The sequence below is a fragment of the Microvirga sesbaniae genome (genome assembly GCF_025460805.1).
Classification (GTDB): domain Bacteria; phylum Pseudomonadota; class Alphaproteobacteria; order Rhizobiales; family Beijerinckiaceae; genus Microvirga; species Microvirga sesbaniae.
The window spans coordinates 41,887-57,167 of sequence record NZ_JAMXFJ010000015.1 but is presented as its reverse complement, the minus strand read 5'-3'; the positions used below and the strand labels follow the sequence as shown (position 1 = coordinate 57,167).

General features: G+C 66.7%; 14 protein-coding genes, 1 tRNA gene and 1 pseudogene. 11 read left to right on the top strand and 5 right to left on the bottom strand.

Annotated elements, in window-relative coordinates; translation table 11 throughout:
• Positions 1 to 18: 18 nt before the first annotated feature.
• Positions 19 to 642 (bottom strand): GNAT family N-acetyltransferase, encoded by a 624-nt coding sequence (locus OCW50_RS19685; protein WP_262298650.1) that lies wholly within the window; start codon positions 640 to 642, stop codon positions 19 to 21.
• A gap of 251 nt (positions 643 to 893) precedes the next feature.
• Between OCW50_RS19685 and OCW50_RS19680 the strand changes: the two genes are divergently transcribed.
• On the top strand, positions 894 to 1,907 hold the full coding sequence (locus OCW50_RS19680; protein ID WP_262298649.1) for a lysylphosphatidylglycerol synthase domain-containing protein: 1,014 nt from the start codon (positions 894 to 896) through the stop codon (positions 1,905 to 1,907).
• Positions 1,904 to 2,731 carry a class I SAM-dependent methyltransferase gene (locus tag OCW50_RS19675; protein WP_262298648.1) on the top strand — a complete coding sequence of 276 codons (828 nt, stop codon included), beginning with the start codon at positions 1,904 to 1,906 and terminating at the stop codon, positions 2,729 to 2,731. Before OCW50_RS19680 ends, OCW50_RS19675 begins: the two co-directional genes overlap by 4 nt.
• A gap of 74 nt (positions 2,732 to 2,805) precedes the next feature.
• Here OCW50_RS19675 and OCW50_RS19670 read toward each other — a convergent pair.
• Positions 2,806 to 3,084, bottom strand: a pseudogene (locus OCW50_RS19670) (helix-turn-helix domain-containing protein); the annotation flags it as partial.
• A gap of 164 nt (positions 3,085 to 3,248) precedes the next feature.
• Positions 3,249 to 3,524 carry a CtrA inhibitor SciP gene (sciP, locus tag OCW50_RS19665; RefSeq protein WP_009763782.1) on the bottom strand — a complete coding sequence of 92 codons (276 nt, stop codon included), beginning with the start codon at positions 3,522 to 3,524 and terminating at the stop codon, positions 3,249 to 3,251.
• Positions 3,525 to 3,986: 462 nt separating this feature from the next.
• Between sciP and mnmA the strand changes: the two genes are divergently transcribed.
• From mnmA to OCW50_RS19645, 4 genes are all read left to right on the top strand, one after another.
• Positions 3,987 to 5,141: a tRNA 2-thiouridine(34) synthase MnmA gene (mnmA, locus tag OCW50_RS19660; protein ID WP_262269808.1), complete on the top strand. Its 1,155-nt coding sequence runs from the start codon at positions 3,987 to 3,989 to the stop codon at positions 5,139 to 5,141.
• Positions 5,142 to 5,163: 22 nt separating this feature from the next.
• Entirely contained in the window at positions 5,164 to 5,805 is a 642-nt protein-coding gene (locus OCW50_RS19655; RefSeq protein WP_262298647.1) for a class I SAM-dependent methyltransferase, read from the top strand.
• A gap of 142 nt (positions 5,806 to 5,947) precedes the next feature.
• A complete protein-coding gene (locus OCW50_RS19650; protein WP_173946356.1) occupies positions 5,948 to 6,166 on the top strand; it encodes a hypothetical protein in 219 nt (72 codons plus the stop codon).
• A gap of 155 nt (positions 6,167 to 6,321) precedes the next feature.
• Positions 6,322 to 6,398 (top strand) — tRNA-Met (locus OCW50_RS19645).
• A gap of 169 nt (positions 6,399 to 6,567) precedes the next feature.
• Here OCW50_RS19645 and OCW50_RS19640 read toward each other — a convergent pair.
• Entirely contained in the window at positions 6,568 to 7,041 is a 474-nt protein-coding gene (locus OCW50_RS19640) for an SRPBCC family protein (RefSeq protein WP_262298646.1), read from the bottom strand.
• 124 nt (positions 7,042 to 7,165) lie between these two features.
• Between OCW50_RS19640 and OCW50_RS19635 the strand changes: the two genes are divergently transcribed.
• From OCW50_RS19635 to OCW50_RS19615, 5 genes are all read left to right on the top strand, one after another.
• Positions 7,166 to 8,059 (top strand): LysR family transcriptional regulator, encoded by an 894-nt coding sequence (locus OCW50_RS19635; RefSeq protein WP_262298645.1) that lies wholly within the window; start codon positions 7,166 to 7,168, stop codon positions 8,057 to 8,059.
• 267 nt (positions 8,060 to 8,326) lie between these two features.
• Positions 8,327 to 8,941, top strand: a complete 615-nt coding sequence (locus OCW50_RS19630; RefSeq protein WP_262298644.1) for a M15 family metallopeptidase — start codon at positions 8,327 to 8,329, stop codon at positions 8,939 to 8,941.
• 256 nt (positions 8,942 to 9,197) lie between these two features.
• Positions 9,198 to 10,490, top strand: coding sequence for a multidrug effflux MFS transporter (locus OCW50_RS19625; RefSeq protein WP_262298643.1), 1,293 nt, complete (start codon positions 9,198 to 9,200; stop codon positions 10,488 to 10,490).
• 21 nt (positions 10,491 to 10,511) lie between these two features.
• Positions 10,512 to 10,742, top strand: coding sequence for a spore photoproduct lyase family protein (locus OCW50_RS19620; RefSeq protein WP_262298642.1), 231 nt, complete (start codon positions 10,512 to 10,514; stop codon positions 10,740 to 10,742).
• A gap of 478 nt (positions 10,743 to 11,220) precedes the next feature.
• A complete protein-coding gene (locus OCW50_RS19615) occupies positions 11,221 to 11,613 on the top strand; it encodes a response regulator (RefSeq protein ID WP_262298641.1) in 393 nt (130 codons plus the stop codon).
• Between the two features lie 38 nt (positions 11,614 to 11,651).
• On the opposite strand, the gene OCW50_RS19610 is transcribed toward OCW50_RS19615, so the two are convergent.
• The gene (locus OCW50_RS19610; RefSeq protein ID WP_262298640.1) at positions 11,652 to 15,023 is read right to left on the bottom strand and encodes a PAS domain S-box protein; all 3,372 of its coding nucleotides are present in this window, start codon (positions 15,021 to 15,023) and stop codon (positions 11,652 to 11,654) included.
• Positions 15,024 to 15,281 lie beyond the last annotated feature (258 nt).

Genomic DNA, 15,281 nt, shown 5'->3' with positions numbered 1-15,281 from the left:
GACCGACCGCGCCCTTTTTCACGCCGGGGCCGTCAGGATCGGCACCTGGGGGGCGGCCTCCCGCGGGAGGAACCCGAGCAGCCGAGGATCGTCGGCCACCTCGATGGCGCGCCGGTACGGGGTGAAGCCCGACCGCATGTAAAAGGCGAGGGCCCCCGGGGCGTCGAGCGTGCAGGTGTGGACGAAGAAGCGCTCGATCGGCCGGGCGAAGGCGCGGGCGATGGCCTCGTTCATCAGGAAGCGGCCCGCGCCCTGGCCGATGAACCCGGGAACGAGCCCGAGAAACGCCAGCTCGACCTCCCGGTCGATCCGGAAGTCGAGTTCGAGCAGCCCCACATCGGCCGTGCCGTCGTGCAGCGCATAGGCTTCCACCCCGGGATCGTCGAGGATGGACGCCAGCCTGTCGTCGGCCATGACCGCGCGGCTGAACCAGAGCCAGGGTTCGCCGATTGCCCTGAACAGCGCCCGGTAGCGCGGGCGGTCCCGATCGATCCGATGAAGGCTCCAGCCCGCGGGCTTGCAAGACGGCGGCGTGCTGGGGCGCTCGCGCATGTCGAGATATGTGACGATCGCGGCGATCTTGCCGGGCGGCAGGTCCGTGTAGCCGTTGAGGTTGAGAGCCGTTGCAGGTTCCGTCGTCATGGACCGGGCCTCGTGGACGCGATGGGGAAGAGGAAGGGTGCCGTTTGATAAGGGCATCGGGGTCCCGCGTCACTCCCTTCCGGTTGCAGGCCGGACATGCCTCCCGGCTTCCATGGAGCCGCCCCGGCCTTGCCTCCCGTGGCGGGTGCCGGCCTTGGACCTTATGTCATGTTGCGGCAAGGCATAATCCCCTTGCGGAACAATGGGATTGTGGGCACAGAAGATAACAGCGAGGGAGTTCTGCCGGCTCTATGAAGAATGTGCGTGAGTTCATTTGGCCCGTGATCGGGTTGCTGGCAGTCGTCGTGTCGGGCTGGCTTCTGTATCGCGAGCTGCGCGGCATGTCCCTCGACGACGTCTGGGACAGCCTGACCGCCGTTCCGCCCCATCGCTATGCCCTCGCGGCCCTGTCCACCCTCGTGGCCTATGCGGCCCTGGCCTGGTACGACCGGATCGCCCTGCTGCACCTGGGCGTCCGCCACATTTCGTGGCTGTTCGTGTCCATCACGTCGTTCACCACCTACGCCCTGTCGCACAACATCGGCGCCTCGGTCTTTTCCGGCGCGGTCGTGCGCTATCGCGCCTATACCTCGAAGGGCCTGGGCGCGCCTCAGATCGCCGTGCTGGTCGCCCTGTGCTCCTTCACCTTCGGGCTCGGCACCATCCTGCTCGGCGGCATCGCCCTGGTGGCCGACCCGACCCTGCTGCACCGGCTCGAGGAACTGCTTCCCTCGGTCCTGACCAACCCGGCGACGGCCCGCATCGTCGGCATCCTGCTCCTCGGCTTCGTGGCGCTTTACGTGGTCGGGTCCATTCTGCACCTCCCGCCGCTCGTCGTCCGCAAGGCCAAGCTGGAATATCCCCGGCCGGCCGTGATGGTGCGCCAGCTGATCGCCGCGCCGCTCGAGCTCCTGGGCGCGGCCGGCATCATCTATTTCGTGCTTCCGGCCCATCTCGAGCCGAGCTTCATCATCGTGCTGGCGGTCTTCCTGGCGTCGTTCTCGGCCGCCCTGGTCAGCCATGCGCCCGGCGGTCTCGGCGTGTTCGAGCTCGTCTTCCTGACCGCGATGCCCGACATCCCCAAGGCCGACGTCCTGGCGGCCCTCATCATCTTCCGTCTCTTCTATCTCCTGATCCCGTTCGCCCTCTCGCTCGTGGTCGTGCTGATGTTCGAGCGCGCGCGGCTGGCGCAGGCCTGGCGCGGCCGGGTCGTGGCGCCCGACGGGTCCGTACCGCCGCCGCCGCTCTCCTCCTCCGATCAATGACCGTCTTCTGGCGCCGGCTGCGCTTCGGCCTCGCGACGCTGCTTGGCGTGAAACCGCTCGGCTTCTTCATTCCCTATCGGTATGCCGGAAGCGTCGAGCCGCAGGATTACCCCGCGCTGCGCCCCGTGTTCGAGGCCGCGCGTCCGCGCTTCGCCCAGGTGCTGGAGGCGATCGACGCCCATGCGGAGGACCTGCGCGCGATCCTGCGGGGCAGGGGGCCGGCGCGGTTCGATCAGAGCTGGTTTCCCCGTCTCGACGCCGCCGCGGCCTACGCCATCGTCCGGCGGGACAAGCCCAGGCGGATCGTCGAGATCGGCTCCGGCCATTCGACCCGCTTCATGGCCCGGGCGGTTCGGGACGGGGGGCTTCCCACCCGGATCACCTGCATCGATCCCGCCCCCCGGGCCACGTTGAAGACCCTCGACGTGGAGCACCGGCAGGCGCTCCTGCGGGATGCCGACCCGGCCGAGTTCGAGGCCCTCGCGGCCGGCGACATCCTGTTCGTCGATTCCAGCCACATCGCCATGCCGGGCACGGATGTGGACCGCCTTTTCCTCGACGTGCTGCCGCGCCTCGCCGGCGGGACGCTGATCCACGTCCACGACATCACGCTGCCCGACGCCTACCCGGAGGTCTGGGGCTGGCGCGGGTACAACGAGCAATTGCTGGTGGGGGCTCTCCTGCAGGGCGGCGCCTACGAGCTGGTTTTCGCGAGCCACGCCCTCGTCAGGGACCATGGATCCGCGTTCTCGCAGGGAATCCTGGCGGAGCTGCCGCTGGTCCCCGGGGCCCACGAGACCAGCCTCTGGCTGCGTAAGCTTTAGCGCATCGTGCGAAAAAGTGGACCCAGTTTTTTCGCACTCAACGGTGCGCCGCTCAAAGGCTTGAGCATCGGCTATCAGGCGGCGGCCGGCTTCTGGCCCGGCTCCGGCACGGCAATGCCGGCTTCCATGTATTCGTTCAGCTTGTTGCGCAGGGTGCGGATCGAGATGCCGAGGATCCGCGCGGCGTGCGTCCTGTTGCCGAAGCAAGAGGCCAGGGTATCGAGGATCAGATGGCGCTCGACATCCGCGATGGTGCGCCCGACCAGGATGCGCCTGAGCGCGTCGATGGTCTGCTCCCCATCGGCGGAAGGGGGCGGCCCCATAGGGGCCCGGGATGAGCCTTGCTGGTCCAACGGATCCGGAATGCCAAGCACGATGAGGAGCCTGCCTTAAGGGAAGTGATTCAGGAGTTTATGCTCATCGTATGGTTAGGAACATCTTAACGGCCGCGCTTCCCGACGACAAAAAGGCGCCGGTCGGATGACCAGCGCCCGCTTCGTGCCGACCGTCGCGGCGCCTATTGCCGGTATTGCTGGATCCGGGTGGTGCGCAGGCCGGCCAGGCCATGCTGATCGATGGACATCTGCCAGCTCAGGAATTCCTCGGTGGTCAGCGTGTAGCGCTGGCAGGCCTCCTCGAGGCTGAGCAGGCCGCCGCGGACGGCGGCGACAACCTCGGCTTTGCGGCGGATGACCCAGCGGCGGGTGCTGGACGGGGGAAGGTCGGCAATCGTCAGGGGACTGCCGTCGGGCCCAATGACATACTTGACCCTTGGGCGGTGGGGTTCGGTCATGATACGCTCACACAAAAATTCAACGACCTTTGACAGGCTCGAACCTACGCGAGGGGACTTAATGTTTCCCTAAGCCCATCAGGCGGTTACGAGAATGCCTAAGCTTAGCCATAAACGTTAACGTTGGCTTATTGCGGGGCACTTTCCCTTTAAGAATTGTGGCCAGGGCACCGGATCCGGGAACGGTCGGGCCCTTCCAGAATGAGGGCCGTCTTCCAGGCCAGCGCATCGCCTGCCCGTATCCGAAGGGCCGCGTCAGCGAAAACCGGGTCCACTTTTCCGCACGATGCGCGAGAGCATCGGACCCAAAAGTGGGTCCACTTTTGGGATCGATCCGATGCTCCACTCTTGGCTGGCGCATCGTTCGAGCGGAAAACCGGGTCCACTTTTCCGCACGATGCGCTATAGAGGGGCCTTGGCCCCTCCCGTGCGCCGCCTTGAACGGCGCCTCTGGATGGAAAGATGCTCAATTCACTCGACCTCCCCACCGATCCCTCGAAGACCCGCGTCGTGGTTGCGATGTCGGGCGGCGTGGACTCGTCGGTCGTCGCGGCCCTGCTCAAGCGCCAGGGCTACGACGTCATCGGCATCACGCTCCAGTTGTACGACCATGGCGCCGCCGCCCACCGGAAGGGCGCCTGCTGCGCCGGCCAGGACATCTACGATGCCCGCCGGGTGGCCGAAGCCATCGGCATTCCCCATTACGTGCTCGACTACGAGGCGCGCTTCCGGGAGGCGGTGATCGACCGCTTCACCCAGAGCTATCTCGCCGGCGAGACGCCGATCCCCTGCGTCGAGTGCAACCGCTCGATCAAGTTCCGCGACCTCCTGGAGACCGCCCGGGAGCTGGGAGCCGACGTGCTGGCCACGGGCCATTACGTGGCGAGCCGCGCCCTGCCGGACGGGCGCCGCGCCCTCCACCGGGCGGCCGATCCGGACCGGGACCAGAGCTATTTCCTCTATGCCACCACGCCGGCGCAGCTGGATCTGCTCCGCTTCCCCCTGGGCGAGCTGCCCAAGGAGAAAACCCGGGAACTCGCCCGCGAGTTCGGCCTCACCGTGGCCGAGAAGGCGGACAGCCAGGACATCTGCTTCGTCACCCAGGGGCGCTACAGCGACGTGATCGAGCGCCTCAAGCCGGGCGCCGTGCAGGGCGGCGAGATCGTCCATGTGGACGGCCGGGTGCTGGGCCGGCACGACGGCATCATCCATTACACCGTGGGGCAGCGGAAGGGGCTCGGGCTCTCCGTGGGCGAGCCGCTCTATGTGGTGCGCCTCGAGGCCAAGGAGGCCCGCGTCGTCGTGGGGCCCCGGGAGGCCCTGGCCACCCGCCTGATCCGCGTGACGGACGTGAACTGGCTCGGGGACGTTCCCCTCGAATCCCTGGGCGAGACGGGCATGGAGGTGGCGGTGCGCGTCCGCTCCACCCGCGAGCCGCGCCCGGCCACCTTGAGATCCACAGGAACCGGCACTACGGTCGAGCTGTTATCGGCGGAAGACGGGGTGTCTCCCGGTCAAGCTTGTGTCATCTATGAGAGCGATGCTCCGCGGGCACGTGTGCTTGGCGGGGGCACCATTGCTCGGACCATCGCCGAGGCCGCCCCCGCCGCGGCCTGAGGTGCTTACCTAGGGATAGTTTATGACGGATGGAGCGACCACGGTCCTGATGCGCAAGGCCTATGCGCGTTGGGCTCCGATCTATGACCTCGTCTACGACAAGCTGACCGAACCGGCCGCCCGGGCGGCCGTGAACGCCGCCGTCGCCTGCGGGCCCAAGGTTCTCGAGGCCGGCGTCGGCACGGGGCTGTCCCTCGGGTACTATCCGAGGCATGCGGAGGTCTACGGGGTCGATCTGTCCGAGGACATGCTGCGCCGGGCCCAGGACAAGGTCGAGAGGAGGGGGCTCGGCCATGTGAAAAGCCTGCAGGTGATGGACGTCACCCGCCTGAGCTTTCCCGACGAGACCTTCGATGCCGTCACGGCGCAGTTCATCATCACCCTGGTGCCCGAGCCCGAGACGGCGCTCGACGAGTTCATGCGCGTGCTGAAGCCCGGGGGCGAGATCGTCCTCGCCAACCACTGGGGCCAGCCCTCCGGCCCGATCGCCGCCCTGGAGGAACTGGCCTCACCCGTGGCCAAGGCCATCGGCTGGAGCTCGGCCTTCAAGGCGTCCCGGGTCGAGGACTGGGCCCGCGGGACCGGCCGCATGGAAGTCGTGGAGCTCAGGAGCCTGTTCCCGGGCGGCTTCTTCAAGCTGATGAGGATCAGGAAGCGGGCCTGACCGTCCGGTGCGGCAGGCGGGGCGTCGCGTGCACTCCGCCTGAGCGCGCAGGGGCATCGGCGCCGGACCGGCCGGGTGACTTTCGGGGGGCGGGCCCTATCTAAGGAGGGGCTGCCCTCCGCTTATTACGAAAGCCACTCCCATGCGTCTCTTCATGTTCACCTCCCAGGCCAAGGACGACCTGCACGCGTTTGCGGGCGACGAGGCAGGCAGCAAGCTTCCCGCCAAATACGCCCCCTGGGGCCTGACGGGCACGCTCGCTTCCCGCGAGGCTCCGCCGCACAAGTTCTCGCGAAAGGCCATCGAGCAGGCGATTTCCTCCGAGGGATTCCAGCTCTGGCGCATGAAGCCGAAAGGCTGATGGATCGGCCGGCCGGTGCCTCATTCGCCGGCGCCTCATTCCTCGAGAGCGCGCGTTTCACAAATCCGCGGCTCGGCCGCGCGTCTTTCTTGACACCGGGGGGCAACCTTCCCTATATCGCGCTTGCCTGACGCGGGGTCCGCCCCGCTTCCTGGGGCGGAGTAGCTCAGTTGGTCAGAGCAGAGGAATCATAATCCTTGTGTCGGGGGTTCAAATCCCTCCTCCGCTACCATCAAAAAAGCCCGCGAAAGCAAGAGCTTAGCGGGCTTTTTGCTGTCTGAGATCGAAAGCTTCGACGTTGCAAGATGTTTGGCGTCGGCTCTCGAATCCTGCATGGTCGCGACCTCGGAGGGCGGGGCGCCTCGGAGGAGGCGGCCCCGGGCTGACGGTGATCACGGTGGTCAGAGACGGCCTTCCGCGAGCAACTCGCGGGTGCGCTTGAGCGTGGACATGAGGGCGGCCTTGTAGCCCGTCTCGCCGTCGAACTGCGCCTGTTCGGCCTGCTCCTCCGGGCCGTTCGGCTCTTTGCCGCGCAGGCCCAGATAACAGTAGAAGCGGAGCTGGAGCGTGCCGTCCGGGTCTTCGAACAGCTCGTTGACGATGGCGCCCTCGCGCGGCCCGGCGGCCTGGAAGAACGTGACCTTGCTCTCCGGTTCGAGGGTGACGATCTCCCGCAGGTCGGCACCGCCGATCGTGGCTTCGCGGACGAAATGGGTCGCGCTTTCCTCGACCACGTCGCAGCGGGTGCAGAGGCCGGGCGGAAGGAACAGGCGGGCATCGCGGGCCTTGAGCTCCAGGCCGGCCCAGACCTGGGCCCGGATCAGCGTGGTCTCGCCTTCAGGATTCACCGGGACGGTGGCGGTCGAATAGATCATGATGAGGTTCCTTCTCGTGAGGGGTCAGCGTGGATCGGTCGTGACGACATCCCGACAATGAGTGATCCACATTCGCCCCGATAGCCGCTATATCTGGACGCTCCGTCTCACTGGTGGAACGTTCATGGACCTGCTGGCTCTTTCCGATTTCAATCTCGTGGCCCGCTACGGAGGGTTCGGGCGCGCGGCGCGCGCGGCGGGACGCCCGAAGGCGACCCTGTCCCGCCGGGTCGCGGACCTGGAGGGCAGCCTCAACCTGCGCCTGTTCGAGCGCGGCGCACGGGCGCTGAAGCTCACCCAGGAGGGGCGGGCGCTCTTCGAGCGGACGGGCGCGCTGCTCACCGAACTCGACGAGACGGCCGCGGCGATCGCCTCGGGCGGGGACACGCCGCGGGGCAGGTTGCGCATCAGCGCGCCGCTGCTCTTCTCGCAGACCGCGATGGGACGGCTGGCGGCCGGCTTCGCGCTGAAATATCCCGAGGTCCGGCTCGAGATCACGACGGAGGACCGGCCCGTCGACATGGTGGAGGAAGGCTACGACCTGGTCATCCGGGTCAATCCGGACCCGGACGAAACCCTGGTCGGACGGATCTTCCTGCGCGACCGGCTGGTCGTGGTCGCAAGCCCGAACCTCTCTCGGCCGGCGGGCGATCTCGCCGTTCCGGCGATCGTCCGGGGCACCGGCGACCGGGTTGCGGCCTGGAGCCTCATGACGCCGTCCGGACGATCACGCCTCGCGGTCGATCCGGTCCTTCGCCTCTCGTCCCTCGTCATGGTCCGCGATGCCGTGCGGGCCGGCGTTGGCGTCGGACGCCTGCCCGTGTCCCTTGTCAGCCACGATCTGGCCGCCGGAACGCTGGTGCAATGGGGCGCCGTGGAGGGGGCAGACATCGCCCTGTGGACGCTCTATCCGTCGCGGCGGCTCCTGAGTCCTCGCGTGTCCGCCTTCCTCGACTACCTAAAGGAAGCCTTTCCGAAGGGAACGCCCGACGAGCTGGCAGCCTTCGTCCCGGGCTAGAGCTGTTTCCACGGGCGTGGAATCACCTCTCGTCTTGGCCGTGCCGCATTTTTGACGGCGAACCGGAGCCACTTCGCCGAAAAATGCTCCAAGCCCGAGGGCGAGGCAGGCCTTCGATCACAGGGCCGGTGGAACTTGGCCGGTCGAACCTGGCCGTCACCCGTTGCCGTGATCTCCGGTGCCGGGGCGGGCCCGGCGGCTGCCGTCGAGGAGTCGACGAGCGTCGCCATTCTTTGGCAAGATGGGGCTGCAACCCATCAGGCGACGATGCTTCGACAGGTCCACTCCCTCTCCGCCGGATTCCTCATCCTCCTGCTCGTGAGCGCCGGCCCGGACGCCCGGGCTCAGGTCAGGCTCGGGGGCGGGACCGAACGGCCGCCCGGCGCCAATCTCGACCCGCTCCTCGGGCCGGGCGGGGTCTATGCGAGGATCCCGGCGAGAGACGACCGCGGCCGTGACCAGCTGGCAATGTTCCGGGCCTGGAACCCGGACCCGGTCGGACAGCACGAGGCCAATGTTCGGGCCCTCAACCCGGCCCTGGCCAGGGTCATCCTCAAGGCGCAGGCCGATCATCCCGGGCTGCCCTTCGTGATCGGCTCGGGCCGGCGCGACGCCGAGCTGCAGCGCAAGGCGGTGGCCTGGGGCTGGTCGAGAACCCAGGGCAGCCCGCACCGCACCGGCGACGCGGTCGACCTGTGGCCCCTCGACCCGGAGGGTCGCGTCTATTTCGATCCCGGTGTCCAGACCCGGATCGCAGAAGCCGTCAAAAGGGCCGCCGCGGCGCTGGGCGTGCCGATCCGCTGGGGCGGCCACTTCCACAGCTTCAAGGACATGGACCGCTCCCATTTCGAGCTCTCGCCGCGACAACCGGGACAAGGCTGATCCGGCCGCGTTCGCATTCCTGATGAAACCCTCACCCGCTCTCGTGGTTGATAGCCGGTAACCAAACGACTCCGCGAGGCGAACCGGATGCCGAAACGCCCTCGAATGCAGGTTCAGCGGGTCTGCCCGCCGCTTCCAGGTTAGATCTTTCCTTCCATTCTCAACCCTCGTCCCATGCCCGGGACCTGCGCTTCCATGCATTTCGCATGATGGATGCCCCCATGCGGCAGAGACCCCTGTCGCGGAAAGTTTTGCAATGTCTCCGTTTGCCGGCGGCCCAGCCCAGAGCGGCCACGCCCGATTCCCGTCCCTGCACGAGTTCGTTCTCCTCATTGCGCTCGTGATGAGCCTCGGGTCTCTGTCCATCGACAACCTGCTTCCCGCCTTCGGGCCGATCCAGTCCGATTTCGGGATCCCCGATCCCAACGATCTCCAGATGCTGATCACGGCCTACATGGTGCCCTTCGCCGTCATGCAGACGGTCTATGGTCCCGTCTCGGACGCGATCGGGCGGCGGCCCACGCTGATGATCGGGCTGGCCGTCTACCTCCTGGGCGGCTTCATCGCTGCGACAGCCCCAAGCTTCGCCATGCTGCTGATCGGACGTGCCGTTCAGGGAGCCGGCCTGGCCGCCACGCGCGTGCTGACGGTGGCGATCATCCGGGACCGCTTCGCGGGCCGCGAGATGGCGCGCGTTCTGTCGATCACCATGATGGTCTTCATCATCGTGCCGATGCTGGCGCCCGCATCGGGCAGCCTTCTCCTGCTCCTGGGCACGTGGCGCATGATCTTCGGGACCATCCTCGGCTTTGCCGTGCTGGTGGCGGCCTGGTTCTTCATCCGCATGCCGGAAACCCTCCATCCGGAATACCGCCGGCCCTTCTCCGTCGGCCAGATCGTGTCCGCGGTGAAAGTCACGGTCTCCACGCGGGTCAGCATCGGCTATGCGACGGGCGTCGCCCTCATGATGGGCTGTCTCATGGCGTATATCGGGTCCGCGCAGCAGATCTTCGAGACGGAGGTCTACGGGCTTGGAGCGCTCTTCCCTCTGGTCTTCGGGTGCATCGCGGCCTTCATGGGAGCCGCCTCGTTCACGAACGCGACGCTGGTGCGGCGCTTAGGGATGCGCCGCCTGTCGCATATCGGCCTGTGCGGCTTCACGCTCGTTGCGGCCGTGCAGCTTGGCGTGGCGCTCCTCTACGGCGGCCGGCCGCCCCTGCTTCTGTTCGCGGCGATCTTCGCTTTCAACCAGTTCCTGTACAGCCTCACCGTGCCGAACTTCAATTCCATCGCGATGGCCCCCCTGGCGGCCATCGCGGGCACGGCGTCATCCTTCATCGGCTCCTACACCACGCTGGTCGGGGCTCTGTTCGGGTTCGTCATCGGACGCTCCTTCAACGGCACGGTCGTGCCTCTCAGCCTGGGCTATCTCTGCCTCGGCGCGGCATGCCTCGTGGCGGTCCTGTGGACCGAGAGAGGGCATCTGTCCCTCTGGAGCGAGCCCGATGAAGAAGGCGACGAGCAGGCCATGCCGGTTGCGGCGGAGTGAGGGGCCGAGTCTCTCGGCAGCGTGCCCCGGGCGGACCTCACCGTCGCGCTGATCATGCACCGCTTCACGGCTGGATCGAAAGAAATGCTGGCGCGCTGGCATCCGGGTTCGAGCCTCGACATGGACGAAGCCTCACGGGCCCAAAAGCACATGAAGTTCGGCTCGTTCAAGGATGTCTGCCAGCCCGAACTCATGGAGCGGATGCGCGACTTCTTCATGGCCGGGCTTGTCCCGGCCATCCCGATGCGGTGAGGCTCGGCGCCTCAAATAATCGGGATCACCGGGACAAGCCCGGTGATGACGTGGAGGGTGGTATGAGCGGGAGATGACGGGGGGAGTGTTGGTCGAAGCCGGTGACAACACCCTCTCCACGTCATGGCATCCTCCGCCCTTCCTGCTACCCACCCACGTCATGGCCGGCCTTGTGCCGGCCATCCCGATACGGAAGAGCGCGGCGCTTCTCGCATCGGGATCACCGGGACAAGCTCGGTGATGACGGGGAGAGGGACGCGGCTCTCCCGTGCCGGGGCATCGCCGGCGCGAAGCCGGAGACTCGAGCATTTTCGGCGAAATGGATCCGATTCACCGTCACACAATGCGGCTCGGCCAATTCCCCTCGCGTGGAATCATCTCACTTCGATGATTCCACGCGAGGGGAAGCAGCTCGGGTGGGGGTCGATCGAGATCTTGGCATTCGGAACAAAGACCGTTGTTTCCTCTTTCGTCGGGCATGGCTGGACCGAAACATGATACTCGCCCCATCATTCTGGTGGTTGAAGATGAGGCGCTCGTCCGGATGACGCTCGTCGACGTGCTGGAAGATGCAGGCTTCAAGGTGATCGAAGCCGTCCATGCGGATGAGGCGCTCCAGGTTCTGAGGGCCGTCTCGGGCATCCACGGGATGGTGACGGACGTGGAAATGCCGCGCGGCAGCATCAACGGTTTCGAGCTGGCCCGACACGTGCGGGCGAGCCGGCACGAAATCGGCGTTCTGGTCGTCTCCGGGCGGGCCGCCCCCAAGTCGGGCGAACTGCCCGAAGGGGCGCTGTTCATCGGGAAGCCCGTTCATCCCGAAACGCTGGTCCGTCTGCTCAAGAAGCTTCTCGTCTCGAATGACATCTGACGCCCTCCCGATCCGGTCGGATTCGATGGCCACGGGCGTCACTCATCCTCGATCATCGACCGGATCTTCTGCGCGAGGGCATCCACCGCGAACGGCTTGGTGATCATCTGCATCCCCGGCTCGAGGAAGCCCGCGGCCAGAGTGGCGTTCTCCGCATAGCCCGTGATGAAAAGCGTCTTGAGGTTCGGGCGCGTTTCCCGGGCGGCATCCGCCAGTTGGCGGCCGTTCAGCCCGGGAAGACCGACATCCGTGACGAGAAGGTCGATGTGCCGCTTGGATTGAAGGATCTTGAGCCCCTCCGGTCCGTCCACCGCCTCGAGGGTGCGGTAGCCGAGATCCTCCAGCACCTCCAGGATGAGGCCACGCACCACCGGCTCGTCCTCCACCACCAGAACGGTCTCGCCGGATTGCGCCCGCGGCGCCTCGGCGAGGGTCGAGGCTTCGATCTCGGCTTGCGTCTCGCCTCTGTAGCGCGGCAGGTAGATCTTGATCGTGGTGCCCTGGCCAATCTCGCTGTAGATCCGGGCATGGCCCTCCGACTGGCGCGCGAACCCATACACCATCGATAATCCGAGTCCGGTGCCCTGACCCAACGGCTTTGTCGTGAAGAACGGTTCGAACGCACGCTCGATCACGTCGGGCGGCATGCCGGTGCCCGTGTCGGTCACGCAGATGCAGACATACTGGCCCGGCTTCACGTCCCGCTGCGCGGCGATGTAGGTGTCGTCGAGGTGCGCGTTGCAGGTCTCGACCGTGAGCCGGCCTCCGTCCGGCATGGCGTCGCGGGCGTTGATGACGAGGTTGAGAAGTGCGCTCTCGAGCTGGTTCGGGTCGCAGAGCGTCGGCCACAACCCGCCGGCGAGCACCACCTCGAGGGTCACCGTTTCGCCAACCGTGCGCCGGAACAGGTCCTCGAGGGAGGCAACCAGCGCATTCGCCTGCACCGGCCTGGGATCGAGCGGCTGGCGGCGTGCGAAGGCCAGCAGGCGGTGGGTGAGCGCCGCCGCCCGGTTGGCCGACGTGGTCGCGGCCGTGATGTACCGATCGACCGTGTCGAGCCTGCCCTGGGAGACCCGCGTGCGCAGCATGTCGAGGGAGCCGACGATTCCGGTCAGAAGATTGTTGAAGTCGTGAGCGATGCCGCCCGTGAGCTGGCCCACCGCTTCCATCTTCTGCGACTGCCGCAGCGCCTCTTCGGTTTGGCGCAATGCCTCCGCGGCTTCCCGCTCCGCCGTGATGTCGCGACCGATCGCGTAGAACAGTCCCTCCTTGGGCACGGCGGTCCAGGAGACCAGGCGATAGCCGCCGCCCTTGGTCCTGAAGCGGTTTTCGAACCGGAACGTCTGAATCCCCTGTTCCAGATGGGCGAGTTCCGCGAGGGTGCTCTCGATGTCGTCGGGATGGATGAGGCCGAGGAAGTTGCTCGCCAGGAGCTCCTCCTCGGTCCAGCCGAGCATCGTGGTCCAGGCCGGATTGACGGCGAGCAGGGTTCCGTCCGAACGGCATACATCCATCAGGTCGGTGCTGAGCTGCCAGATCTGGTCGCGTTCGCGGGTCCGTTCCTCGACCTGGGCCTCCAGGGTCTCGTTTAGGCGCCGCAAGGCCTCCTCGGCACGCCGCCGCTCCTCGATCTCGCGTTGAGCGTTCTGGAACAGGCGAGCGTTGTCGATCGCCACCGCGGCTCCTGCGGCAAGCCCTGCCATCAGGCGCTCGGAGCGCTGATCGAAGACACCGGTCTGTGCGTGTCCGAAGAACAGCCCGCCGATCACCTCGCCCGAACGGGACGCCACGGGGACGGCCAGATAGCTGCGGACGGGCAGATGGCCCGGCGGCATGCCGCGATGCGGCTCGGTGTGACCGTAGGCCGGATCGCGCGTGATGTCGTCCGAGCGGACGATGCGGTCCCCGCCGAACGTCGGAGCGAACACCTTGGTGTTGCGCGGCATGGGGAACTTGGCGAACGCCTCGCGCGGAACGCCGGAGATCGTATAGAGCATGTAGCTCTCGCCTGCCGCGTTCTCGACGTTGTAGAAGAAGGCGCCGAATTGCGCTCCCGTGAGCTCGACGCCCGCATCGGTCACCCGCTGGACCAGCCGGTCGAGATCAAGCTCCGACGCGACCGCCGCGAGGGCGGTGTTCAGGATCTCCAGGGAGCGCGTCTCTTCCTGGAGGGCCTCCCGGGCGGCCCTGCGCTCATGAATATCCTCCGTGGTCCCGTACCACTTGACGATGTCTCCGGACGGGCCCCGTCGCGGGAATGCGCGGGAATGCATCCAGCGGTATTCGCCCGAGCGCATGCGGGCGCGGTGCTCGATGTCGTAGGTCTCCCCGGTGGATGTGGAGTGGGTCCATGCCTTCAGGGACGGCTCCAGATCCTCCGGGTGCATGGCCTGGGTCCAGGTCTCCCCGAGCCCGGACGTGCCGGTCCAGTCCTGCCAACGCTGGGCCACACGGTCGAGCTGCCCGTTCGGAGCGGCCGTCCAGGTGACCTGCGGATTAAGCTCGACCGTGTGGCGGTAATGGTCCTCCGCCTCGTGGAGCCGATCTTCGGCGATCTTCCGCTCGGTGATATCCCGGTAGAACACAGCCAGGCCGTCTGGGCCCGGATAGGCCCGGATCTCGGTCCAGGCTTCCCGGCCGTCGGGCCAGACATAGCGGTTCTCCGTCCGCATCGGCACCCGGCCGGCCATCGCCTGCTTGTAGAACTGGCCGAGCGGCGTTTCCTCCGTACCCGGCCAGACCTCCCAATGACGGCGCCCGATGATCTCGGTCTCCGGCCGGGTGTCCAGCCGCAGTCCCGCCGTGTTGATCTGAAGAATGCGGAACTCGCGGTCGAGCAGGATGAAGGCTTCGTCCATTCCATTGAGCACGCCCGTCGCGCGCTCCTCGCTCTCGCGCAGGGCGCGCTGATTGAGGATCTTCCCGGTCGTCTCGATGGCCGCACAGAACATGCCGGCCACGGCCCCGCTCTCGTCATGAACGGGAGAATAGGAGAAGCTGAACCAAGCCTCCTCCCGATAGCCGTGCCGCTCCATGGGGATGAGGAGATCCTCATGCCAGCTCGCCTGTCCCGCGAGAGTCTGATCGACGAGCGGCTTGATCTGCCCCCAGATATCCGACCAGACCTCCGCAAAAGGGCGCCCCAGAGCCTCAGGATGCTTGGCGCCGAAGATCGGGGCATAGTCGTCGTTGTACAGGAAGGCGAGTTCGGGGCCCCAGGCGATGAACATCGCCTGCTTGGCATTGAGCATCAGGCGCACCAGGGTGCGCAGGGATTGCGGCCAGGCTTCGGGCGGCCCCAGGGGAGAGGTCGTCCAGTCGTGCGCCCGCATCCGGGCTCCCATCTCCCCTCCGGAGGACAGGAATTCGCGATCGACGGGGGCAGGGCGGAGTGACGTCGTATCGTGCATCGGTATCCTGTGCGGAAGTTAGGTCCGGCTCGTGGACGGGCCAGAATCAGGCTTCGCCAGGGCTCTAGCGACGGTAGGAACGGAGGCTGGATCGGCCTCGGGCTGGAATCTAGAGCATTTTTCGGTGAAGTGGATCCGGTTCACCGTCAAAAAATGCGGCGAGGCAAAGAAGAGAGATGATTCCACGTGAGTGGAAGCAGCTCTAAGGCAGAGTGCCGCCGATCTCAACGCTCCTCTTGCCTCCCGACGATGGCCACG